Source organism: Pseudoalteromonas piratica, from assembly GCF_000788395.1.
Classification (GTDB): domain Bacteria; phylum Pseudomonadota; class Gammaproteobacteria; order Enterobacterales; family Alteromonadaceae; genus Pseudoalteromonas; species Pseudoalteromonas piratica.
In genome coordinates this window covers 2687321-2712304 of sequence record NZ_CP009888.1, presented here as the reverse complement: position 1 = coordinate 2712304, position 24984 = coordinate 2687321, and the positions used below count along the sequence as shown (strand labels likewise).

Sequence of the window (24984 nt, the reverse complement as noted above, 5' to 3'; positions counted from 1 at the left end):
TTAATAGATAGTTTATTAAAACGTTTTAAGGATGCATTATTATGGTGCAAGCGCTATCTGCCAAGTTTCTCTCTCATTTTATAGAAAAACATTCGCTTTCTCAGGAAGTTAAAAAAACAATAAAAACTTGGTATGCACCCATCGCAGAGCAAATTGCACTGCACCAAAATAGAACAAAGCAGCCATTAGTGATTGGCATAAACGGCTGCCAAGGTTCAGGCAAAAGCACACTTACAGACTTTTTAAACCAATATTTACGCATGTATTTTGGCTTAAATGTGGTGTCGATTTCACTCGATGATTATTACCTATCAGCCACTGAGCGAGAGGCACTTGCAGAAAAAGTTCATCCACTTTTGAATACTCGTGGTGTACCGGGTACTCACAAAATCACGCAGTTAGAGCACGACTTAGCAGAGCTTACGCGAAAAACGCTAAAGCGACCTTTGTTTATTCGCCGATTTAATAAAGCCACTGACAATCCATTCCCATCAGATAAATGGACCAAAGTGAGTTCAGCCCCCGATGTGATTATTTTAGAGGGGTGGTGCGTAGGGCTTAACGCAGAACCACAAGATGCTTTAAAAGCACCGATAAATGCGCTTGAAGCAATAGAAGACCAAAACGGTACATGGCGAGAATATGTTAATAATCAACTTAACGGCACTTACCAAAATGTGTTTAAGCGGGTAGACCGCTGGATTATGCTAAAAGCATCGAGTTTTGATGTAGTGGCACAGTGGCGCAAAGAGCAAGAGGCCAAACTGCGTTTGCAACAAGATAAACTGCCAGCCAATAAAATTATGAGTGAGCAACAAATAGAGCGCTTTGTGCTGTTTTTTGAAAGACTCACCCGTGTTGGATTAGCTGAGTTTAGCCAAACCACCGACATCACCTTGCACCTTAATGAAACACGCAAAATAGTTGAGGTAACAGGGCGTTTTAAACAGCTCTGTTTTCCTGAAAAACTCGCAGTATTTACCGATCTTGACGGCACCTTGCTTGATCATTACAGCTATGAGTTTCAGCCTGCAAAAGTTAGCGTGTTTTTATGCCACGAATTGGACTTTCCTATTATCCCTTGCACCAGCAAAACCTATAAAGAAATTATCGCAATTCGCGCTCAGCTAGGACTTGGCACGCCGTTTATTGTGGAAAATGGTGCCGCCGTGTTTCTACCCAAAAAATGGCTAAAAGCTAATTTAATTGAGCCAACAGGCTTGATTGAATTTGGCGAATTCTACATTAAAGAATTTGGTCAGCCCCGCAGCTTTTGGTTAAGTCAGTTAAAACAGCACGCCAGTGATTTTGCACACCTTTATCAGGGCTTTGCCCAAATGACAAATAGCGAGCTTGCGATACTTACAGGCTTAAGTGAAAAAGACGCAGAAAAAGCCAAACTCCGTCATTACTCAGAGCCGCTGCAATGGTTAGGCGATGCTTGCCAGAAAAAGGCATTTATAAAACGCATGCGCGAAAACGGCGCAACCATTATTGAAGGCGGGCGCTTTTTACATGTGTGTGGCGAAGAAAATAAAGGTGTAGCACTTAACTGGTTATTTAACTTAATACAACACGAACTGCCGGGTGATTGGCTGAGTGTGGCATTGGGCGACAGTGAAAACGACAGCGCCATGCTTGAGCAAGCCGATATTGCCGTTCAAATTAAATCCATGACCCATCCATTTATTGATTTAGAGCGCGAAAAAGGCGTTATGCGTTCAACCATGCCTGGGCCTACAGGCTGGCACGAAGTGATGATGCAACTAATCAGTGAGCTTGATAACCATCATATTGAGCGTATCAAATCGATTATTAACCACCCTCTAAAGGAGAAACACTATGGCTGATTTTTACCAAAACGGCATTGTAACCACTCTACATAACTTAACTAATCGAGGTGTGGAAGAGTTAGAAAACGAGCTTATTGAGTTTTCTAAAACACGGCCAATGGGGCTAATTTTACCGTCGCTTTACAGCGAGCTTGAAGGCGAAGCGCTGCCTAAAATTGTTGAGCATATCAGCGAGGTGCCATACTTATCGCAAGTGATTATTGGCCTAGACAGAGCAACTGAAGATGAGTTTTGTAAAGCCATTGAGTTCTTTAAATATTTAGGCCAGCCGCATCAAATTTTATGGAATGATGGCCCACGATTAAAACAGCTCGACGCTGAATTACAAGCGCTTGGTGTAGCACCCACCGAAATGGGTAAAGGTCGCAATGTGTGGTATTGCATGGGGTATGCGCTAGCCACTAAAGAGGCAGAGTCTATCGCGCTGCACGATTGCGATATTTTAACCTACGACCGCAGCTTACTCGCCCGCTTAATTTACCCCGTAGCGCATCCGCAGTTTAACTACGAATTTTGTAAAGGTTATTACGCCCGCTATTCCGATGGCAAACTCAATGGCCGCGTGGCACGTTTGCTTGTAACACCACTGTTAAAAGCCCTTAAACGCGTGATGGGTCATAACGACTACCTAGATTATATGGATAGCTACCGTTATTCGCTGTCGGGTGAATTTTCGTTTAGGCGCGACGTGCTAAACGATATTCGCATTCCCAGCGATTGGGGGTTAGAGATTGGCGTACTGTCTGAAATGCAACGCAACTATGCCGCCAACCGTTTATGCCAAGTGGATATTGCCAACGTTTATGACCACAAGCATCAAGACTTATCGCTTCATAATAGCGAAGGTGGTTTGTCTAAAATGTCGATAGACATAACCAAAGCGTTTTTTAGAAAACTCGCCACCCAAGGTTACACCTTAAACACCGAAACCATGCGCACCATAAAGGCCACCTATTACCGCATTGCGCTCGATTACATCGAAACGTACAAAAACGATGCGATTATTAATGGCCTTAAAGTGGATATTCACACCGAAGAAAAATCAGTCGAAATGTTTGCTAAAAACATTATGGCGGCAGGGCAGTCGTTTTTAGAAAAACCAATGGAAACACCGTTCATTCCATCGTGGAACCGTGTAATTAGCGCCATGCCCGATGTGCTTTCGCGCTTAGAAGAAGCGGTAGAAGAAGACTACCTCGAATTTTCAGCAAAACTGCGCAAAAAGGTAAGCTGATGACTTATCCATTAAAAGAAAAACTGCTTAAGCAACTGCAAGTTATTTATGAAGGGGTCACACTAAATGACTCAGTGGATGCCATTGCCGATAAGCTAATAACCCAAATGGCGCTAAGCGATGATGCACAAGGGCCAACGCCTTTTTTAAATCGCTGGAATGAATCGGATATTGTGATGATCACCTATGGTGACAGCATAGTAAACGAGAGTGAAAAGCCGTTGGTAACCCTAAAACAGTTTATTGATAGCCATTTAAGTAATGAATTAAGCGGCGTACATATTTTGCCGTTTTTCCCGTACAGCTCAGACGATGGTTTTTCAGTGCTGGATTATTCAAGCGTGAATGAATCACTGGGTGATTGGCAAGACATTAGCGCCATAAGTGAGCGCTACAAGTTAATGGCTGATTTAGTGATTAACCACTGCTCAGCGCGTTCCATTTGGTTTGAAAACTTTATAAAAGGCGAGGGCACAGGCCACAATTACTTTTTTACCGCATCGCCAAACGATCCGCTTGATAAAGTGGTTAGGCCGCGCACATCACCTTTATTAAAACCAGTAACCACCAAACAAGGTGAGCAGTTTGTGTGGTGTACCTTTAGTCATGATCAAGTCGATTTAGACTTTTCAAACCCAGAGGTGCTTATTGCCTTTGTGGGTATTATTAAGCAATACCTAGATGCAGGCGTGTTGATATTTCGCTTAGATGCCATTGCCTTTTTATGGAAAGAAATAGGCACAAGTTGCATTAACTTGCCGCAAACGCATGAGGTTGTAAGGCTATTACGCACGCTGATTGAATGCGCCAATGAAAACGCCATAATAATTACCGAAACCAACATACCGAATATTCAAAACCTAGCGTATTTTGGCAATGCCAACGAAGCCCATGCTATTTATAACTTTTCATTGCCGCCATTGCTTATTTACAGCTTGATTTCAGGCGATTGCCAGGCGCTAAAACACTGGTTAATGCGCATGCCACCTGCGCAAAATGGTACCTGTTATTTTAACTTTATTGCATCGCACGATGGCATTGGCTTAAGGCCAGCCGAAGGTTTACTGAGCGAAAGCGAAATTGGAACCATGGTTAACACCATGCAAAGTTTTGGTGGGCTTATTTCGTGGCGAACTGGGGAAGATGGCAGCCAAAAACCCTACGAAATGAACATTGCCTTGTATGATGCGCTGAAAGGTACGCTTGATGGCCCAGATAAACATCAGTACCAGCGCTTTATTTGCGCGCACAGCATTATGATGAGCTTAGAAGGCATTCCCGGTATTTATATTCATAGTTTGCTTGGCACCGAAAACGACTATGAGAAATACAATAACACCCATCATAACCGTGCAATTAACCGCCACCGCTGGCAAAGCGAATTGTTAAATGAGCAACTTGCCAATCCTTATAGTCATCACAGTAAGGTGCTTGCAGGCTTAAAAAAATTAATAGCTATTAGAAAGCAGCAAAATGCTTTTCACCCCAATGCCACCCAATTTGTGTTGCAACTCGGGCCAGAACTGTTTGGTGTATGGCGACAATGCATGAATCGCAGTCAAAGTATTTTTTGTGTGGCGAATATTACAAACAAACCACTTTCACTGCGTTTAAACGAGCTTAACTTAATTGAAACCGAACAGTGGCACGACTTAATTACAGGCCAACACATTACCGATTTAAACAGCGAGTTTGCGCTGTTGCCATATCAAACTATTTGGCTGACCAATAAAAACACGGGAGAATAATAATGAAAAAAGTAACCAAAGCGGTGATCCCCGTTGCTGGCCTTGGCACACGTATGCTGCCAGCAACCAAAGCCATTCCAAAAGAAATGCTAACACTGGTAGATAAACCACTTATTCAATATGTGGTAGAAGAAGCAGCCGCTGCGGGCATTAAAGAAATTGTGTTAGTCACCCACGCCAGTAAAAACTCCATCGAAAACCATTTTGATACCAGTTTTGAGTTAGAGGCGCAGCTAGAATCGCGCGTTAAACGCTCGCTACTGCAAGAAGTTAAAAGCATTAACCCTAAAGGCATTACCATGATTTCGGTGCGCCAAGCCGAGGCAAAAGGGCTAGGTCATGCCATTTTATGTGCGCGTTCGGTAATTGGCGAAGAGCCATTTGCAGTCATTTTGCCCGATGTCATTATTGATAAATACCACTCAGACTTAGGCGTAGAAAACCTCGCAAAAATGGTCAGTAATTATAACGAAACAGGCGTTAACCAAATAATGGTAAACCCGGTAGATATGGCACAGGTGCATAGTTACGGTGTGGTTGATTTAGACAACCAAACCCTGTGTGCAGGCGAAACCGCTAAAATTATTGGCATGGTAGAAAAACCACCACGCGAAGAAGCCCCTTCAAACCTTGCCATTACAGGCCGTTATGTACTTTCTGAAAGTATTTGGCCAATTTTAGCCAAAACCCCACCGGGTGCTGGCGATGAAATACAGCTAACCGATGCACTTTATACGTTATTAGACCAAACAGGGTTAGAGGCGTACCAGCTGGTGGGCAAAACCCACGATTGCGGCAATAAACTGGGCTTTATTAAAGCTAATATAGAATACGCCATTCAACGCGCTGATTTTAAAGGCGAGCTAACCGATTATATCGAAACCATATTGGCCGAGAACAAGCATTAAGTAACAAGGGTTATATTTACTCGGCAATCACAACATTACATGAGGGTAATAGTTCTAAAAAGGCTTGTTTTAAAGCATTTTTGGCACTGTTATCGCCATGGACAATTTTAATTGTGTGCGGCTTACGCTTAATGCGTTTTACAAAATTGAGTAAATCGTTTTTGTCGGCATGGGCTGAATAGCCACTAATGGTGTGCACGCCAGCGTTAATCGTGACCTTTTCGTGGTTAAGTATTACATAGCCATTGTTTGGGCCATATTGTTGAATATCGCGCCCCGGCGTGCCGCTGGCTTGGTAGCCAACAAATATAATATCGGCAGTTTTGTTGGGTAAAAACGTGGTTAAATAATTCACAATGCGGCCACCACTGCACATGCCGCTGGCGGCAATTACAATGGCAGGTTGTTTATGATTGGCAAGGGCACTGACCATGGCGAGGTGCTCTTTATGGCTATCGACAGTAATCAGCTGAGAGAAATCGAGCGGATGCCGATGGGCGTTAAGTTTGCGCTTGGCTTCATCATCCCACAAAGCTTTAAACTGCAAATAATGGGCAGTAAAGTTAGCCGCCATGGGCGAATCTACAATCACATTAAGCGATTGCCAAACAGAGTTGTGCTTGCGTTCTTGATAAATAAATTGTTCTAGTTCGTATAACAGTTCTTGCGTGCGGCCAATACTAAACGCTGGAATAATCACCACGCCATTGTCGGCAACCGCTTTTTCAATCACCTGTTTAAGTACTTTGGCGCGGGTTTTTCGCCCTTGGTGTATTTTATTGCCGTAGGTTGATTCGATTACTAAGGTGTCGGCACGATAAGGGGGTTTGGGCGAGGGTAGTAGCGGTGTGTAAGGTGCACCTAAATCGCCACTAAAAACCACACGATGATTATGCTTGCCTTGGGTTAGTTCAACCTCAACATAACTGCTACCTAAAATATGCCCAGCGCGCTGTAAACGCAGCTTTGCCAGAGATGTTTTACTTGCCAAAGTAATTGGCTGCCAACAATTAAAATCAAGGGCAATAATTTGCTTTTTAAGTAGTTTTAAGAACGTATTAATAAGTGACTCATCACGGGTAACACCAATTTTAAGCGCATCTTCAATCACTAATGGCAACAACTGCGCCGATGCCTTAGAGCAATAAATAGGCCCTTTAAACCCCGCAGCAAGTAAATACGGGATGCGCCCAACATGATCAATATGCACATGGGTAACAATAAGCGCTGTAACAGTTGCAATATTAAACTCAATGGCAAGGGCATTATTGCCACCAGTTCGCTGCTCATCTTCCTGAAACAAACCACAATCAATTATCACACTTGCAGCATCATCAATTTTTAGCTGGTGGCATGAGCCGGTAACACCATTAACCGCCCCGTGATGAAGAATTTCAATATCCATATTGTTTCTTCCTTTTTATTTAACTTAGTTAAAGCATAACCACGATTGTTATAGAAAGTAATATGTAATTTATGAGTATTCTTTATTATTAATATTTTTATAATGAAAAAGTATTTAAAACAAGTGCCAGTTTTAGAAACATATTTATAAATTAGTAAGTTACGATAATAAAAACTTGTTTTTCATCAAGGGTTTTTGTTACATTTTTGTATATTGTAACCATGGAGCGGTTTTAGTTTAGACACTGTTTTAAACAATGAATGATGACCCATCTAATTCAAAAGTGTTTCTTTGCTTGCCATTTTCCCTAATGCTTCTCCATTCAAATTTGTACATAAATGAGATTTTAAATGTCTGATTCTAATAATCGTATTGTTGATAATCGTCACAAAAAAGAGAGAAATACGGATGATTATGTAATTGCTGAAATTCAATTTTATCTTGCAACATATAGAAAGCGTGAAACTAAATTTGAGCGTTTGAGAAAGTGGAATGAAACTATCTCATTAATCTTACTTTTTATAATTATAGTTACTTCATGCGTTATTTATTCACCATTTCTTTTCGGAGATGATTTGATCGGAAACTGGAATATTCGATTGGAAGTTACTTGCCTTTTGGTTATTTCTTTGAGCTTGTTTCTAGTGAATTATTTTTGGAGTCGACTAAAAGGGTTCACAAGAGCGTGGAGTCGAAATCGTTTAATGCGCGAACGTATCGAAATTATTGAACGAGAATATGTTTTATCAAATTACGAAGAAAACGCCTTAGATGATGAATCTATTAAAGCTGAACAAGAAAATACATTGGTTAAGCTCTTTGACTTAGAAGTTGAAAATCGTATCGCTACTCAAAGAGACATTGTAGGTGATTATATAGCCGCAAATGAAGGAACCTTTAATTGGATAAAAGGTTTTAGGAAATAACTATGGTTACAAATTATTTATTAGATTTAACAAATAACGAATATCGAGATGACTTTATCGCTTTAGGCCTATCTGATGGGACTGAAGGAAAATTGCAATTTTGGCAATATGAGGCCAGAGAAAAACTTGTAGATAAGCTCGAAATATTTTTAAAAGATGCTGAGCAGTATAGGGAAGATAGAAATAAAAATCCCAATAAAACTTGGTTATCACACAATTCTATATTGGTTACTGGTAAACGTGGCACTGGTAAGACCGTTTTTTTACGTAATTGTGCAGCAATGTGGAAAGCACATTGTGATAATAATGAGAAATCTCTATTTAAATCAATCTGTTTCTTGCCAGAGATTGACCCGACGATGTTGGTAGATCATGACAACTTTGCGAATGTAGTAATTGCACAAATTTATACACAAGTTGAAAACAAACTTAATACAGATAGTTGTTGCGCAAATGTTACCATTGATAGTCGAGAAGAACAGAAAAACTATTTTTATAACTATCTTAAAAAACTAGCAGATTCCCTTGGGAAAAAAGAAGAATTCGAGGGGTGTCGTGGTATTGATAAGATAATGCAGTATAAGTCCGGCATTAGTATTGAACAGTATTTTCATGGCTTTATTGAATCAGCGCTTAAGATTATTGATTGTAGTGCTTTTGTACTTCCTATAGACGATGTAGACATGGCTTTGGAAAGAGCATATGAAGTTGTCGACGATGTAAGGCGTTTGTTGGGCTGTCCTTATATAATTCCAATTGTAAGTGGTGATTATAGCCTTTACGAACAAATGGTAAGCAATCATTTTGATGAAAAAGCATATCGAGACCGTTCGGGAGATACTGAACAAAAAAATAAAGGTATAGAGCTTGCGCATGAGTTGACAGATGCATATCTAACTAAAGTTTTTCCTAACAATATGCGTATTTCTTTATTACCTATTGAATTTATTGCTCCTACTTTATCTTTAAAAGTTAAGTCTAATAAATCACATAAGAACAATGAGAAGCTTGTTTCATATTCAGACTATAAAAAAGATCTATTTGCAGAATTTTATCCATTGGCAATCAATGAAGAAGTAATCTCCAAGTGGCCAGAGCCAGAATCGGCTCGTGAATTTACTCAACTAGTTCGAGCAATATCACCTGAAGAACTAGAAGATGCTAAAAACAAACCAAGTCTTAGTTATAAGCTTTGGAAAAAGTATCAAACATGGGCAGAACAGAAACAAAATGGATTTGCTTACACTAACTGTGAAAGCTTCCTAACTTTGACAAACAGAAGTGATCTAAGTTCTTTTAATATTTCTGACCTGATAAGCTTTAATCCTAAGGCGCAAATTGCGAGTAAATATACTGCTGCTTGGGGAAAGAAGAGTTTTTATCAAACCCAGATTAATGCACTTGACAATAGTAATAACAATAAGCAAAGGTGGTATTCCGACAGTAAAGCACTTGTTGAGTATGCATTTGATAAAAAAGAAAAAACATTATCTAGTCTTCCACCATTAGAGTTTATTAACCCTACCAAAACAAGAATTACTCAAAATAATGTTGATAATACTTTTGAAGGGGCAACAGAGGATGAAAAAATATCTTTGAGCACAATTCTTCGTATTTTTACGTCAAGGGATTTTTATAGTAAGTTGGATTCTAGTCATCGATTTGTGTTTATGAGTCGTGCATTTGAAATTATTACCTACTCTTTTCTGGTAGAAGAGAGTGATGATAAGTCAAAGTATTCGCTTAGTCAGATTCTCAAGCGAAAACCATTTTATAGTATTTTTAACATGGCTCCTACTAAAGCTATTCAAGACGAGGACCATAGAGACAATGATGAAATTTTAGAGAAAGACCAAGTTTTACCTATTGCTAATGTTAGTGCTTATTTGAGTAAGCAAATATTTATATGGAAAAAAGAAAATCACCACATCTTTGAAAATGTAAATACAAACAATCTCATACCATTATTCGTATATATGTTTAATAAAACATTCACAGCTCTCCATGCTTTTAGATTCGAAAGTAACGAGTCTTTCGAGAATGAATACTTAACAGACAACATCAAACGATTTGAATATATGTTGGCTAATGCGGCTTATACAGCAATGATTGAGGGGCCAGCTATTACTGCTAGTGTAGCTATCACTAGGACTCAAGAAACTATTCGCTCTTCTCAAGCCTTTGAACGTTCAGATAGAGTATTGTCTGCAAATAAGAAGCGTTATGAGCAGCAAGTCGAGTCATGTTCTTCTGAAAATATGGAGCGTTTTAATGGTAATCAATTTGGTTTTGATTATGGGGAAAAGTTTGTTAAGGCATTGCAAAGTCACCCAATATTTACTCTGATCAGAGATAATAGTAACGAAGATTTAATATTAAACTTATTTAAAATTGGCTCAAATACTAATAGTAGTAAAACCGCAGTTACTAAACTTATAAATAAAGATAGTAAGTTAGAACCAATTAGAGAATTTACTAATTATGAATATATGAGGAAAAAGCTCAAGGAATTAAAAGTTGAAGCAATAGAATTTAAGTCGTTTTATGACGAAAATTTAGCAAAAGATTATCCCCTGAATACAACAATTAGAGACTTTAATGGTGATAGGGATCTCTGCTTTATTAAATGGCTGACAATTAATTTAAGAAAGAAGAGCTAATTTAGGATGTTGTTAGCCAATAACTTGTCATTAGCTGAGGTAGCTTTTCTTGCAGGGGATAAGGGAATCACAGGGTTAAATCATCCTAATGAGGAAAATAGAAACCTTCCTAATTTTATTGTCGACTATCAACCTTACATTGACCGTGTAATGCGTGATGACGATTTAAGGTATTTAACTCTTGCTGGAGGATTTGATGAAAACTTGCGAGTAAATGATGTTTTAAGTCGTTTAGCTTTTCGTTTTTTAGAGTGGCAAGGTAATCATTTTGAGGTTAAAGCAAATAAATTAGAGCAATGGTTAGAACTATTAAGTTTAGTTGATGGTTCTTGGATTATTGCACAAGCTTATGTTGAACTATTTAACATTAATGATGTGAGTTGTGCAGATATTATTGCTGCAATTGAACACAATCAGTGCCCACATGCCCTTTCGAATTTGAATTCAAATAAAGAATTTGCTGATAACCATGTTCACCTCGGCGGTCATGGCCATACAGGCCCTTCTTTAATAAGTTTTGCTTTGTACGGTGCTGAAATAAAAGGCTCTTTATGGCCTAAACGGCCAGAATATACTCTGTTCGAAAGTGGTTTACTTGATAAGCAACTATTACCTAAAGCTGTTTATTTACTTGGGGGGAGTTTGGTGAACTCAGCTTTTAATTTAGGCAAAGAGGGCGTTTCATCTATATGTAAAACAAGCAAATTAATAGAAAAAATTTTTCATTATCAGGATCCAGCTCGAAAGCAAGAAGCTAATATAGCCATAAATGTTAGTGAAAAAAACGATACTTTTTTATTTAAGACTCAAAATTCAAAAACACCTAGTCAGCATGCTTTTTTGACTGCACATTGCAAACCAGTTCGGTCCGATATTAAATGGTTACTTTTTTGCTTAGGTACATTGTGGTTAGAACAAACTAACGAAAACAAAACAGCAATAGATCAATTTGTTCGTGTTAGCAATATACTGAGAAACTACATGGTAGTGTGGGGCGTTGGTCTTTCACAGTTTGTTACTTTTTTTGGTTTTTCCGCGAGAAACTCTCGAGATTCAGTCAACCAAGCAAGCCATAGAAATGATAATTTGCAAACTGATATGAATTCAAGCGTATGTAGAGAGTTTCGCATTGCTCCTGGAATGTTATTAAATAGCAATGATAATTTAACCGGTGCAAGGGTAAGTAAATTATTACATAAAGCTTACAAGCACTCGATTAACGAAAATATTCATTTTGTTATTCACTTTTCCCGTAGCTTAAAATTAAAAGATAAAAAAGAAGATAAATATTTAAGTGAGTATAGGGAATCATTAAAAAAGCAGATTTTATCATTTCAAAAGCTTAATAATTCTGTTCATTTTGCTGATATTCAAATACCAAATGATGTGGAAATCACAGATAAATGTATAGATTTAAGAAAAGCAGTTCGTGGTTATGATGTAGCTGGAAATGAGAATGATTTACCAATTGAAATGTTCGCACCTGCCCTACGAGTAATTCGAAGTTCTAAACATCCTAGCGCGAGTTTATTTGGTAAACGCTTTCAAAAGCCTTTTTTGACAGTGCATGCTGGTGAAGACTACAGTCATTTACTTTCAGGACTAAGATCTATAGATGAAGCCGTAATTTTCTGTGAATTTAAACAAGGTGATAGGCTTGGGCATGCATTAGCGCTAGGAGTAAATCCAGAACAATGGGCTAAACGACAAAATACAGCATATGTCAGTCTCGGGGATCACTTAGATAATCTAGTATGGTGTTACCAAAAAGCTCTTAAGGTAAGCTTGAAAGCACCATCTTTGGCTGGAGTAATTCCTTTACTACAAGATAAAATTAATTTCTGGCGATCCCATCTTTATGAAGATATACAAGTTAGCAATGTTTCTACAAGAGATATGTTTGAAGCATGGAAATTAAGGAGAAACTGCCCTAGTACTTATAATTTCTCCAGTCAAAAAGATGGTGTTCCTAACGTTGATACATTAGACCCAGCAATGACTGATTGGATAATTGACTTTGATCGAAATAATGGTACAAGGCCTTCAAGAGCTGCATATTCGTTGTGGCAACGTTATTTGAATGTGGAAAATCGGAATGATTCATATATAAGTAAGCGCAGAATTCCTGTTTCAATTAGTTGTTGTCCTAAACTCGATGATGAACCTTTTTCAATTGAGCAAGGGCGTCTGTACGACTCGGTGTCTAAACTTGAACTTGATCTTTATGAAGCAATTCAAGATATGCAGATGGAGCAGTATGCAGCTAAAGGGATAATTATTGAGGCCTGTCCAACGTCTAATATTTATATTGGACGATTTAAACATTATTTTGAGCACCCAATTTATCGTTGGGACCCACCAGAACAAGAATGGTTAAGAGAAGGCGGAACATACAATCGATTTGGAATACGAAAAGGGTCTATTGTAGTTTGTGTGAATACTGATGATGCTGCAATTATGCCAACCACAATTCAGAATGAACACCGAGTGTTACAAAAAGCAGCTCAAGAGCACTATAAAGTTGGTGTCATTAAAGCCGAAGAATGGATTGAGCGGATAAGAAAAAGAGGTATCGAAATATTCAAATCAAATCATTTGAATTGGATTAATTAATTATTCAGGAAAAACAAAATGGATTTTAATCAGACTTCCAACAATTTAATGGATGAATTTAGAAGGAATACAGGAGTTTTGCTCCCAATAACTAAATTCATTCTCAGTAATACATTAATTTTGTCACTTCTGTTAGTTGTTCCATTTAAAATATTCTTTTGGGTGTATCAAATAGGTTATTTATCCACATTTGGGATTAATTATGATTTGATTTTAAGAAATAGTATTGAAGCGCAAGGATTATGGGGAGAAATTTTCTATTCTTTTGTAGAGATTGTTGTTTACCCATTCTGGTTCTTTATTACTTTATGTTTGTTATTTGCTTCGTTAGGGTTTTATCGATCTATAAGGCGTTATTTTAGAAAAGTTAATATATTCAAATCTAAAAAAGAGACTGCCCAAAAAAAGGTGCAGAGTAGGTTTAAAAGAAAACTACGAATATTTATTAGTATCTGCGAGAAAGGAGAAGCGAAAGTTTTTAATATGGCTACTTCTTCTTATTTAGTATCAGTATTATTCTTTTTCCTGCTTTCAGGTTTATTGATTAGCGCTATATTTGTCCATGATAAGAGCAGCGCGCAGTCAAAAATAAGGTTAGAAGAATTTAAGACGAATGGTACTTGTAATGATGGTTGGGGCCAATCGGGCTGCTACAGGATTATGAAAGGGGGAAAAAAGTATGATGGTTATCTTATTACCATGACTGAACATAATATTTATCTTATGACTAATGATTCGTTGGTAATTATCCCAAAAGACGACAATGTTATTGTTACAAGGGAAGTCAACTACCGTTAAAAGGTTTTAATTACCTGTACAGATTTTATAAATAACATGCTAACCGCAATTCTTAATAACAAAGCAGGCCGTATAGAGCAGGCTGGTGAAAGCTTACCTTGGCGTGATGTATTTAAAACATACGAAGACTTACTCACAGCTACTGTATTTGAACGTTTTAATTATTTGAGTCAACACACTCAAAATCAATTTATATCCTTTTTGTTGAAGAGTCCCTTAGATTTAGGTCATTTACTTAATATTGAATATTGGCCGCGTTTTTCTATTGAAAATAATAGCCAAAGTTCGGTGGAACCTGATTTAATCCTGTGTTTTGAAAACGCTAATGTACTCATCGAAGTTAAACCTCCAAGTGGAGGAGGGCAGTATTACGCGCAATGGGAAAGAGAGGTTTCAGCGTTAAAAAATAACCCGCTATATAGCAATAAAAAACTTTATTTTGTTGCATTAGGTGGGGTTAATGAAGCCATTCATAATGATGAATTAACTAAGTTAAAAGGCGAATTTTCTGACTTTATCACTCAAGCGAATATTCTTAATTGGCAACAGGTTGCTAGCTTTTTGTTGAATGATTGCCAGGGCTGCGATGAACGTGATACTTGTATTATTAACGATATAATTGCTGCGATAGGTTTGTATGGTGTAAATACGTTAAATCTTAATTGGCAACAATTTAAATCACATAATTTTAAACCATTATGTTTACAACATAATAACTTACAGCAAGTAAGTAAAAGCTCACTTAAAGATTGGCAGCCCTTAGCTAAGTTCACTTCAAGCTTAAATCAAAATACATTAAATAATTTACGATCATGGAAAAACTCATATGAGCAATAATGCATTATTAGAGCAAGTTCGCACTGCGCACCGTTTACTTGCTGCTTTTTATCAAAGGCTTCATAGCAATATCCGCGATTTAGGCGCTGCGCTTGATTTGAATTTTTACGTGTGGGAGCCTGTTTATACAGCTAGACCTACTAATTTAAGCACAAACCCTCTAGAGCGCTGGCAGTGGGATATGTTGCCAGCAATGGCGAGTTACTTTATTTTTAAAACGGATTGTGAGTCAAAACAGGTTGAAGTCGGCCATTATATGGTAGAAATCAAAGTGGATTCAGATACAGGCTTTGACGGTAAAGTTCAACGCGGTCAGCAACCAGATGCACTTAATTTGGCTACATCTGTAGAGCAAGCAGAAAGTAAGCTCTCAGTACGAGTATATGCGCCAACGGAAGAGCTCGATTTATATTGGTATCATGATATTTGGCGCAAATGTGTAGGTGAAAGCGTAAATCAAGAGCCTACTCTTTCTGATAAATACTCTATTGTAAGCGCTCAATTTGAGATGAATATTTCAGATTTGATGGAAGAAGGCGCTTTAGAGCAGTTAATAGAAAGCACCAATGCTTTAATAATGCGCGTTCAAGAAAAAGTAGAAGCCACTGTTGTTTAAGAAGTGTATTGAGTTTTATTAAGGCACCTACCAAAAGTGCTTTAATAATTTGCTTAAATTCTTAGTCAATCAATTTTACTTACTCCAATCTTAAGGCAATTATTTCTAAGCTAACCTCTGAAAATTAGCAGCGCTATTTTCAAAAATAGTATTTCCATACGCATTTTAATGTAGGTGAAGTGATTAAAATGCGTCTTTCTTCCTCTTTTTTGACTTGTTTTATGACATTTATTAGTCAAAATAATTACTTAATTGTGAAAATTCGTAAATAGGCTAGATCTTAAATGCATATCTTTGCTTAATTTAGTTATATGTAGGTCATTACTGGTGTTGGAAGGGGATAAATTAAATTTACTCATTGTTAACATATGTACCTGTGTGGGGTTCTTAATACTTGTGTGCTAGTGAGCTTGTACTAGTAAAAAGGTATTTAAAACCTTTTAACTTAATGTTTTTAATGCTTTTTGTTGTTGTTTTTTCTTTTCGGTTGGTGTTGTTGCTCTAATTTCATTAATTGTTAATCATGTGTTATCACTAATGGGGTCGAAAGACAGTTAGCTAAATTCCATTAGGGGGAAGTATGAGTAACAAAGCAATGGGCAAGCGCTTATTTAAAATGAGTGTGTTGTCGTTAGCTGTAACTGGGTGGGCAGCCCAAGCAGCGGTTGATTGTAGCAACATTGCCGAATGGCAATCGGGTGTGGCGTATACTGGCGGGCAGCAAGTACAAAAAGCCAACACCGCTTATGAAGCAAAGTGGTGGACACAGGCAGATCCTGTAACACACTCTGGGCAATATCAAGAGTGGAAAAACTTGGGGGCATGTAGCGATGGGCAACAAAACCAAGCGCCATTGGCTGAGGTTTTATCACCTATGAGCGGTAGTTCTTTTACTGAGGGTGACAGCGTTGTCATTGAGGCGCAAGCGTCAGACAGTGACGGTACAGTGGTTAAACTGGAAGTGTTAGTTGATGGGGTTGCTATTGCAACGCTTACGCAAGCACCTTACTCAACTAGTTGGGTAGCAGTGAAAGGGCAGCATCAAATTAGCGTACGCGCAACCGATGACAAAGGCGCAGAAACAGTGTCTGCTGCAACCAGCATTAGCGTGGCAGAAGTGGTGCCAGACAACTATGCGCCAACGGCAGGTATTACAAGCAATGCGGGTTCGAATTCAGTCAATTTGAATGACAGCGTTGTCTTAAATTTAACCAGTAGCGATCAAGACGGTACGGTTGTTAGCCTAGAGCTATTTCAAGACGGTGTTTCGGTTCTGCAAGTTGCTGGCGCAAGTGGCAGTTATACGTTTAATGCAACTACGTTAGGCAATACGCAATTTAGCCTAGTGGCAACCGATGATAAAAACGCTGTGTCACAAGCTGCAGTATTGAGCTTACGTGTAGTTGATAACACCACAGGTCCAGACGATCGCGATGCCTGTAAACCAGAAGGGCTTTACCAAACACCGGGTGTAAATACGCCTTACTGTACCATTTACGATGCTGATGGCCGTGAAGATATGGGTGCCGATCACCCACGTCGAGTCATTGGTTATTTCACTAGTTGGCGAAATGGCGCTAATGGTCAGCCGTCTTACCTAGTGGATGATATTCCATGGGATAAAATTACCCATATTAACTACGCGTTTGCTCATGTTGATGCAAACAACAAGGTATCAATTGGCGATCCAAATGCTCCAGGCAATGCGGCAACCAATATGGAATGGCCTGGTGTTGAAGGTGCCGAGCTAGATCCAAGCTTGCCATACAAAGGTCACTTCAACTTACTGAATAAATACAAAAAACTGTATCCAGACGTTAAAACGCTAATTTCTGTGGGTGGTTGGGCAGAAACTGGTGGTTACTTTGACGCAAGCGGCAACCGTGTTGCGAGTGGTGGTTTCTACACCATGACAACCAACGCTGATGGCTCAGTTAATACGGCAGGCATTAATGCATTTGCCAAAAGCGCCGTTGAGTTTATTGAAAAATACGGCTTTGATGGGGTTGATATTGACTACGAATACCCATCATCAATGAATGATTCAGGCCACCCTGATGATTTCCCAATTTCAAATGCACGTCGTGCAGGGCTAAATGCCTCTTATCAAGTGTTAATGAAAACACTGCGTGAAGAGCTTGATAAAGCAGGTGAACTTGCAGGTAAACACTACATGCTTACCATTGCATCACCGTCATCAGGTTATTTACTGCGTGGTATGGAAACCTTCCAAACAACTAAGTATCTCGATTACGTAAACATCATGTCTTACGACTTACACGGTGCATGGAACGACCACGTTGGTCATAATGCAGCGCTTTACGATACTGGCCTAGATTCAGAGCTTGCGCAGTGGAATGTGTATGGCACCAAAGAGTTTGAAGGGATTGGTTACCTTAACACTGACTGGGCGGTTACGTATTTCCGCGGTGGTTTAAGCGCAGGCCGTATCAACATTGGTGTGCCGTATTATACTCGTGGCTTTAAAGATGTATCGGGTGGTGATAATGGTTTATGGGGACGCGCGGCGTTACCTAACCAAGCTGATTGTGCTAAGGGTACTGGTGCTGGCGATAACAAGTGCGGTAATGGCGCAGTTGGCATCGACAACATGTGGCATGACCTTGACGAAAACGGCAACGAAATGCCAGCAGGTAGCAACCCGTTATGGCATGTTAAAAACCTACAAAATGGCATTTTACCAAGTTATTTAGCTGACTATGGTTTAGACCCTGCAAACGATCCAACTGACAAACTAGTAGGTACTTACACTCGTCATTACGATTCAGTGGCGGTAGCACCTTGGCTTTGGAATGCAGACAAAAAAGTCTTCCTATCAATTGAAGATGAAGAGTCAATGGGCACTAAGCTTGATTATGTTATCAACAAAGGGCTTGGCGGCATTATGTTCTGGGAACTGGCGGGTGACTTTGATTACGATAGCGTTAAAAAAGAGTACTTTATGGGCTCTACCATGACGTCGCTTGCGTACAACAAGTTTGCTCAAGCTGGCTCTAAGTACGACATCAATAAAGGTGAAAAAACGCATCAATTACCAGCAGAGGCAGTTGACGTAAGCTTTGTAGTGAAAGACTTCCCTGTAGGTGATGACAACTACCCAATTTCGCCAACCTTTAGCTTTACCAACAACTCAAACATTGATTTGAGTGGTGCAAAAGTATCGTTTGATGTGCCAGTTGCAACCTCTGCGATTTTCAAATCAAACTGGAATGCACAAGAAAAGCTAGGCATGGCAGTTGAAGTTAATCGCTCAAATGCGGCGGGCAATAACATTGGCGGCTTTGAAAACGAGTTCCACCGTTTCTCAATCTCATTTGTTAATGAGTGGGGTGGCGAAGCAAAATCGTTTGCACCGGGCGAAACCGTCAACGCGCAAGTGATGTACTACATGCCAATTACAGGCCCTGTAAACCTTGTATTTGAAAAAGATGGCAAGCAATACGCCGCTAAATTTGAATACCCACACCTACCAGATGCAACGCCAGGTAATGGTGGTGGCACAGGCGGTGGCAATATAGACACATGTGAAGGCGTAGCAGTCGCTGATATTCCAGTGTATCCAAACTTCCCTCAAACAGATTGGGCGGGTAACCCATCTCATGCAGCAGGTGGTGACCTTATGATTGATAAAGCAAACTCGGCTGTTTACAAAGCTAAGTGGTGGACATCAACCGAGCCTGGCACATCTGCCGATTGGGACCGTGCTTGTACGTTATAAACCAACCTATGTGAGGCCACGCGCCTCACTGTTTGGAGAACATTATGAATACTAAATTTAATTTAAGTGTTTTGTCTGGCTCGGTGGTTTTAGCGTGTGCAACGGCATCATTAAATGTCAGCGCTCATGGCTACATGGATAGCCCTAAAGCACGTCAGGCATTTTGCCAAGCGCAAGGTGGTTATTGGTGGCCAGCTGATGGCAGCAATATTCCAAATTTGGCATGTCGTGCGGCATTTTTAGAATCAGGTCATGTGCAGTTTATTCAAGAGCATGAATTTGCAGTCAATACACCCGATTACCTAAACCAAGCTGCGGTTGAAGCCAATGTGCCAAATGGCACTTTATGTGCGGCGGGCAGTGCAGAAAAACGCGGTATGGATTTACCGTCACCCCATTGGCAAAAAACCGTGGTTACGCCAAATGCTAATGGTGATATTCAAATTCGTTACCGTGCCACAACGCCACATAACCCGAGCTTTTGGCAGTTTTATTTAACCAAGCCAGGCTTTAACCCAGCAACCGATACCCTCACTTGGCAAAATATTGAGCTTATTCAAAGCCACGACAATATTGAGTTTGTGAAAGACCCAGATGGCAAACGTTATTACGAAATGAGTGTGGCTATTCCAGCTGATCGCAGTGGCGATGCCGTGCTTTATAGCCGCTGGCAGCGTGTTGATGTGGTAGGAGAAGGGTTTTACAACTGTAGCGATATTGTGATTGAGCGCGACACAGTAACCCCAACGGATTGGTTTGCACTTGGTTACTTTGTACGCCAAGGGCAAAACGCAGTCGCAGGCGATAGCGTACATGTGCGTTTGTTTGATGCGACAGGCAACGAGGTTGTAAATCAGCTTTTTGCTGTAACTGCTGAAAACCAAGTCAATTGGCAAAGCAAGCTCGCTGAAAAGCTTAACCTTGATTACGCCAGCGAAATGCAAGTAGGCGTTAAAAACAGCACGGGCGAAATTGTATTTGATGATGCAAATTTAGCGTCTAATCAAGTGTTTGCGACGTCGAGTGACCACAGTTTTGCACTGTCTGTTATTAGTGCGCCAGAAAACACCGCACCTCAGGTACATCAAGTATCACCTGTGAGTATGGACGAAGGCACTGAAACGCTTGTGCATGTGCATGCGTTTGACGATGAAAACGACCCACTTACGTACCAATTTACGGTGCCAAGTGAGTTTACCTACTCAGTGGATGGCCCGAACTTAACACTGGTAGCGCCAAGCGTAACGGCAGCCAAAAACTTTACCGTAAATGTAACAGTGTCTGATGGCAAGTTATCAACGCCAGCAAGCTTTACTGTGACGGTAAACGATGTGGTTGTTAACCCTGATGTGCCGGCATGGGATGCTAACAAAGCCTATAACGCAGGTGAAAAAGCAAGCTACCAAGGCAAGATTTATAAAGCCAAATGGTGGGTAAAAGGTGAAACACCCGATACCAGCAACGCATGGGAGCTAGAAACACCCTCTCAAGGTGATGCTTGGCAAGTTGGTAAGGCTTATTCGGCAGGCGATACCGTAACTCACAACAGTCAAAAATACCAAGCACGTTGGTGGACGCAAGGCGAAGAGCCGGGCACAGCATCCGTGTGGCAACAACTTTAACCCGTTACCCCTTGCCGCAACGGCGGCTTGGTTTCGGTCGTTGCGGTTTTTTAAAATTTAAGAGAGTTAAATTATGATTAAAAAGTTATCTCTAGCAGTCGCAGCTGCGCTTTGTTCAGGACAAGCATTTGCGGCACCTTCAGCCCCTAGCATTAGCTGGGAAGATCAAAAATATTCGTTTGTTGATGTCAATATTGACGGACAAGGCTCATACAAGTCGCTTGTTACCCGCAAAGATGTGGTTGATATTGCGATTAAATGGAATTCGTGGAGCGGTGATGGTGGTGATGGCTACAAAGTTAAATTTGATGGTGTTGTCGTAAACGAAGGCAGTCTGCCTGCGGGTACTAAGTCGGGCACTATTACTTTCCCTTACACTAAATCGGGTCGTCATCAAATGACAGTAGAGTTATGTGAAGGCACTACCTGTGCTGCAAGCGCACCAAAAGCAATTGTGATTGCAGACACAGACGGTGGTCACTTAGATCCATTACCAATGAATGTTGATCCAAATAACGGCAACTACGGCACATCGCCAGATACAGTAGTCGGCGCGTATTTTGTAGAGTGGGGCATTTACGGCCGTGACTTTGATGTAACCAAAGTGCCAGGCCAAAACTTAACGCATATCTTGTATGGCTTCATTCCAATTTGTGGCGCGAACGAGTCACTGAAAGAAATTGAAAACGGCAATAGCTGGCGTGCGTTACAAAAAGCCTGTGCAGATTCACAAGATTATGAAGTAGTTATTCACGACCCATGGGCGGCAATTCAAAAGTCACTGCCAGGTGTTGATGCAAAAGATCCAATTCGTGGGACCTATTCGCAATTAATGGCGCTTAAACAGCGTTACCCAGATTTAAAAATCTTACCGTCGGTAGGTGGCTGGACATTGTCTGACCCATTCCATGCCTTCACAGAAAAAGCAAACCGCGATGTGTTTGTGGCGTCGATGAAAGAGTTCTTAAAAACATGGAAATTCTACGATGGTGTGGATATTGACTGGGAATTCCCAGGTGGTGGCGGCCCTAATCCAAACTTAGGCGACCCAGCAAAAGATGGCCAAGCTTACATTGATTTGATGAAAGAGCTGCGCGCCATGCTTGATGAGCTAGAAGCTGAAGTGGGTAAACCGTACCAGTTAACCTCAGCAATCGGCATGGGCTATGACAAAATTGAAGACGTAAACTACCCGCAAGCGGCGCAGTATATGGATTACATCTTTGCCATGACTTACGATTTCTATGGTGGTTGGAACAATGTAACAGGTCACCAAACTGCGCTTTATTGTGGCAGTCATATGAGTGTTGGTGAGTGTGATGGCACAGGCCTTGATGATAAAGGCGAGCCGCGCAAAGGCCCAGCTTACACCGCAGATAACGGCATTCAGTTGTTACTGCAACAAGGTGTAGAGCCAGGCAAAATTGTACTGGGTACAGCTATGTATGGCCGTGGTTGGGAAGGTGTATACCCAGCAAACGCAAGCGATGGCACTAACCCAATGACTGCACCGGGTAACGGCAAGCTAACTGGTACTTCAGCACAAGGTGTGTGGGAAGCAGGTGTAATTGATTATAAAGGCATTAAAGCCCATATGATTGGCGCGGCTGAAACTGGTATCAACGGTTTTGAAGTTGGCTACGATGAAGTGGCTGAAGGCGCTTATGTTTGGAATAAATCAACAGGTAAATTAATTACTTACGATAGCCCGCGCTCAGTAAAAGCAAAAGGCCAATATGCACGTAATTTAGGCCTTGCAGGTTTATTTGCGTGGGAAATTGACGCAGATAACGGCGATATTTTAAATGCAATGCACGAAGGCTTAGGCGTTGTAGGTGGCAATACTAAACCTGTGGTATCAGTACCAGGTGTAACGACAGTTAAATCAGGTGAAAGTGTTGTACTTTCAGCAACGGCAAGTGACCGCGATAACGACCCACTAACGTACAGCTGGACAGGTGATGCAGCCTTAACACTTTCTGGTGTTAATACAGATACAGTATCAATTGCTGCACCAACGGTAACGCAAGATACTGATTACACAGTAACCGTTGCTGTATCAGACGGTACTGACACAGTGACTAAATCAGCGATTATTCGTGTGGTTTCAGATGTTGTCGTGATTAATGAACCGCCTGTGGTTTCGCCAATCGCTAACGTAACCGTGGAAGAAGGTAAATCGGTAGCGGTAAGCGTGTCGGCAAGCGATGCTGACGGCGATACACTGAGCTATAGCTGGAATGTACCAACTGGTTTAACACTTTCAGGCAGTGGCGCAAATGCATCACTTACTGCGGGTGAAGTAACAGCAGATACCAACTACACAGTGTCTGTTACTGTGTCGGATGGTACTGATGACGTTACAGAAAGCTTTACGGTAACAGTTACAAATGTTGATGCGGGTGGCACTACAACTTGGAATGCCGATGCAATCTACACAGGTGGCGATACTGTGCTTTACAACGGTGTTGAATACAAAGCGAAGTGGTGGACACAAGGTGACCGCCCAGATCTTGGCGGCCCGTGGGAAGAAGTGATCCCAAATGATGGTCAAGTTCGTGCGTGGCGTGCTGATCTTGTTTACAACGCAGGTGACAAGGTAACTCACAACAACGAAACATACACAGCTAAATGGTGGACTAAAGGCGAAGAGCCAGGTGTTGCAGCTGTTTGGGCAAAATAAATTTTCAAAATGAGTAAAAAGGCAGCTTAGGCTGCCTTTTTTATTGCCTTCAATTGCCGCAATCGAAGTTTTAGTAACTACTTGTTGTTATTTGCTTTTTTAAATTAAGTTTTCACAAATTATCCCACTTCACTTTTTATTTAATGTTAAATTAAAAAATCTGTGACGTTTTACATCTTTGTTTTGTCTTTATAGATAGCACTCATAAATAAAAAGAAAAATGACTGGATTCAATACGCAACTACAAATGGAAGTGATTAAGCAAGCGCAAGCGGGTGATCAATTTGCTATGGAACAAATTTATCGCACTTACTGTAATGCAACTTACACCTTGGCATTTCGCATTTGTTACAACCGCATTAGCGCTGAAGATATTACGCAAGAAGCCTTTATTAAAGTGTTTAAAAACATTGCGAATTATGCGTTTGCTGGCAATTTTGCCGGTTGGATAAGAAAAATTGTCGTAAATGAGGCGATTAACTTTAATAAATCAAAATTTAATCAAGTAATGGATCTTGAAGACGATTTAGATACCGGTTTTGAAAACAGTATTTTTAATTGTGAGTGGGTAATTAATACCAACGAAATTGAGTATTACCTCAGTTTGTTAAGTGAACTTGCAAGAACCGTGTTGATACTGCATCAAGTAGAAGGATATACCCACAACGAAATAGCAGAAATGTTGGGTAAAACTGAGAGCTTTTCGAAAATGACCTTATTAAGAGCCTTTCGCACTATTCATAATGAAATTAAGTCACAGGAGAGACATTATGCACTTAAATGATCTCGCATTATTAGCACCCAGCGAGGGGCAATTGGCCCATTTACAACAATGTACAGAATGCCAATCCCGCTTAGACAACTTACAAAAAGTGAATGCACAGTTGAATGCTTTACCTGAGCTTGCACCGTCTGAATTAAGTTGGCAAAGAATACAGAAAACGTTGAAACAAAATGAAGTAGTTGAAGACGCTAAATCCCCAATATTTTTAAATTGGAAGATAGGCGCTCGCGTTGCAGCATGCCTAGGTTTTATGGTGTTAGCAGGTTATCAATATGTACTTCATAGTTCGCTGAGTAAAACGCAATTTGAATTAGAAAACGTTATTGCCCAAAACGAACAATTATATTTGCAGCTCGAAAATATGCGTTCAAGTGAAACTGCATACGATATTCAGCTAGCAAAAATTGATTACCTTATTAACCAGCTCGATAACAAATTGCAGCAGGCATATCTTGAAAATCAAAGTGAGCAGCAAATTCTCCAGTTATGGCAAACAAGGCAAGCATTGCTGAAAGAAATTGAACAGTTTTCTGTAAATAATCAGATATAAGGAAGGCG

16 protein-coding genes are annotated in these 24984 nt (G+C 40.2%); 15 read left to right on the top strand and 1 reads right to left on the bottom strand.

The window, feature by feature from the left end; all coding sequences use genetic code 11:
- Positions 1–41: 41 nt before the first annotated feature.
- From OM33_RS12580 to galU, 4 genes are read left to right on the top strand one after another with little or no spacing between them, the layout of a single operon-like run.
- Positions 42–1850 carry an HAD-IIB family hydrolase gene (locus OM33_RS12580; protein ID WP_052141001.1) on the top strand — a complete coding sequence of 603 codons (1809 nt, stop codon included), beginning with the start codon at positions 42–44 and terminating at the stop codon, positions 1848–1850.
- Complete coding sequence (locus OM33_RS12575) at positions 1843–3087, top strand: glycosyltransferase family protein (protein WP_038642170.1); 1245 nt, start codon at positions 1843–1845, stop codon at positions 3085–3087. Before OM33_RS12580 ends, OM33_RS12575 begins: the two co-directional genes overlap by 8 nt.
- A complete protein-coding gene (locus tag OM33_RS12570) occupies positions 3087–4835 on the top strand; it encodes a sugar phosphorylase (protein ID WP_038642168.1) in 1749 nt (582 codons plus the stop codon). The genes OM33_RS12575 and OM33_RS12570 overlap by 1 nt, the downstream gene beginning before the upstream one ends.
- Positions 4836–4837: 2 nt before the next feature.
- The gene (galU, locus tag OM33_RS12565) at positions 4838–5743 is read left to right on the top strand and encodes a UTP--glucose-1-phosphate uridylyltransferase GalU (RefSeq protein ID WP_038642166.1); all 906 of its coding nucleotides are present in this window, start codon (positions 4838–4840) and stop codon (positions 5741–5743) included.
- A 16-nt stretch (positions 5744–5759) separates the two neighbouring features.
- On the opposite strand, the gene OM33_RS12560 is transcribed toward galU, so the two are convergent.
- The gene (locus tag OM33_RS12560) at positions 5760–7142 is read right to left on the bottom strand and encodes an MBL fold metallo-hydrolase RNA specificity domain-containing protein (RefSeq protein ID WP_038643359.1); all 1383 of its coding nucleotides are present in this window, start codon (positions 7140–7142) and stop codon (positions 5760–5762) included.
- 356 nt (positions 7143–7498) lie between these two features.
- Between OM33_RS12560 and OM33_RS12555 the strand changes: the two genes are divergently transcribed.
- From OM33_RS12555 to OM33_RS12505, 11 genes are all read left to right on the top strand, one after another.
- Positions 7499–8074, top strand: coding sequence for a hypothetical protein (locus OM33_RS12555; protein ID WP_038642164.1), 576 nt, complete (start codon positions 7499–7501; stop codon positions 8072–8074).
- Positions 8075–8076: 2 nt separating this feature from the next.
- Positions 8077–10734, top strand: a complete 2658-nt coding sequence (rdrA, locus tag OM33_RS12550) for an antiviral RADAR system adenosine triphosphatase RdrA (protein WP_038642162.1) — start codon at positions 8077–8079, stop codon at positions 10732–10734.
- A 6-nt stretch (positions 10735–10740) separates the two neighbouring features.
- Positions 10741–13347: an antiviral RADAR system adenosine deaminase RdrB gene (rdrB, locus tag OM33_RS12545; protein ID WP_052141000.1), complete on the top strand. Its 2607-nt coding sequence runs from the start codon at positions 10741–10743 to the stop codon at positions 13345–13347.
- A gap of 18 nt (positions 13348–13365) precedes the next feature.
- Positions 13366–14145, top strand: a complete 780-nt coding sequence (locus OM33_RS12540; RefSeq protein WP_038642161.1) for a hypothetical protein — start codon at positions 13366–13368, stop codon at positions 14143–14145.
- A gap of 36 nt (positions 14146–14181) precedes the next feature.
- Positions 14182–14982 carry a hypothetical protein gene (locus tag OM33_RS22065; protein WP_052140999.1) on the top strand — a complete coding sequence of 267 codons (801 nt, stop codon included), beginning with the start codon at positions 14182–14184 and terminating at the stop codon, positions 14980–14982.
- The gene (locus OM33_RS22060; RefSeq protein ID WP_052140998.1) at positions 14972–15598 is read left to right on the top strand and encodes a hypothetical protein; all 627 of its coding nucleotides are present in this window, start codon (positions 14972–14974) and stop codon (positions 15596–15598) included. The genes OM33_RS22065 and OM33_RS22060 overlap by 11 nt, the downstream gene beginning before the upstream one ends.
- Positions 15599–16178: 580 nt before the next feature.
- Positions 16179–19337, top strand: coding sequence for a glycosyl hydrolase family 18 protein (locus tag OM33_RS12525; protein ID WP_038642159.1), 3159 nt, complete (start codon positions 16179–16181; stop codon positions 19335–19337).
- 44 nt (positions 19338–19381) lie between these two features.
- A complete protein-coding gene (locus OM33_RS12520) occupies positions 19382–20959 on the top strand; it encodes a lytic polysaccharide monooxygenase (RefSeq protein ID WP_038642157.1) in 1578 nt (525 codons plus the stop codon).
- Between the two features lie 73 nt (positions 20960–21032).
- A complete protein-coding gene (locus OM33_RS12515) occupies positions 21033–23642 on the top strand; it encodes a glycosyl hydrolase family 18 protein (RefSeq protein ID WP_038642155.1) in 2610 nt (869 codons plus the stop codon).
- A gap of 220 nt (positions 23643–23862) precedes the next feature.
- Complete coding sequence (locus OM33_RS12510; protein ID WP_081991079.1) at positions 23863–24426, top strand: RNA polymerase sigma factor; 564 nt, start codon at positions 23863–23865, stop codon at positions 24424–24426.
- Positions 24413–24976, top strand: coding sequence for a cupin domain-containing protein (locus OM33_RS12505; RefSeq protein WP_038642153.1), 564 nt, complete (start codon positions 24413–24415; stop codon positions 24974–24976). The genes OM33_RS12510 and OM33_RS12505 overlap by 14 nt, the downstream gene beginning before the upstream one ends.
- Positions 24977–24984: the final 8 nt, after the last annotated feature.

What these genes read in the sequence shown, in the direction of transcription:
- OM33_RS12520 (WP_038642157.1), top strand. Translation starts at nt 19,382, where the DNA reads ATGAATACTAAATTTAATTTAAGTGTTTTGTCTGGCTCGGTGGTTTTA.
- galU (WP_038642166.1), top strand. Translation starts at nt 4,838, where the DNA reads ATGAAAAAAGTAACCAAAGCGGTGATCCCCGTTGCTGGCCTTGGCACA.
- OM33_RS22065 (WP_052140999.1), top strand. Translation starts at nt 14,182, where the DNA reads ATGCTAACCGCAATTCTTAATAACAAAGCAGGCCGTATAGAGCAGGCT.
- OM33_RS12525 (WP_038642159.1), top strand. Translation starts at nt 16,179, where the DNA reads ATGAGTAACAAAGCAATGGGCAAGCGCTTATTTAAAATGAGTGTGTTG.
- rdrB (WP_052141000.1), top strand. Translation starts at nt 10,741, where the DNA reads ATGTTGTTAGCCAATAACTTGTCATTAGCTGAGGTAGCTTTTCTTGCA.
- OM33_RS12580 (WP_052141001.1), top strand. Translation starts at nt 42, where the DNA reads ATGGTGCAAGCGCTATCTGCCAAGTTTCTCTCTCATTTTATAGAAAAA.
- OM33_RS12515 (WP_038642155.1), top strand. Translation starts at nt 21,033, where the DNA reads ATGATTAAAAAGTTATCTCTAGCAGTCGCAGCTGCGCTTTGTTCAGGA.
- OM33_RS12570 (WP_038642168.1), top strand. Translation starts at nt 3,087, where the DNA reads ATGACTTATCCATTAAAAGAAAAACTGCTTAAGCAACTGCAAGTTATT.
- rdrA (WP_038642162.1), top strand. Translation starts at nt 8,077, where the DNA reads ATGGTTACAAATTATTTATTAGATTTAACAAATAACGAATATCGAGAT.
- OM33_RS12510 (WP_081991079.1), top strand. Translation starts at nt 23,863, where the DNA reads ATGACTGGATTCAATACGCAACTACAAATGGAAGTGATTAAGCAAGCG.
- OM33_RS12555 (WP_038642164.1), top strand. Translation starts at nt 7,499, where the DNA reads ATGTCTGATTCTAATAATCGTATTGTTGATAATCGTCACAAAAAAGAG.
- OM33_RS12540 (WP_038642161.1), top strand. Translation starts at nt 13,366, where the DNA reads ATGGATTTTAATCAGACTTCCAACAATTTAATGGATGAATTTAGAAGG.
- OM33_RS22060 (WP_052140998.1), top strand. Translation starts at nt 14,972, where the DNA reads ATGAGCAATAATGCATTATTAGAGCAAGTTCGCACTGCGCACCGTTTA.
- OM33_RS12575 (WP_038642170.1), top strand. Translation starts at nt 1,843, where the DNA reads ATGGCTGATTTTTACCAAAACGGCATTGTAACCACTCTACATAACTTA.
- OM33_RS12505 (WP_038642153.1), top strand. Translation starts at nt 24,413, where the DNA reads ATGCACTTAAATGATCTCGCATTATTAGCACCCAGCGAGGGGCAATTG.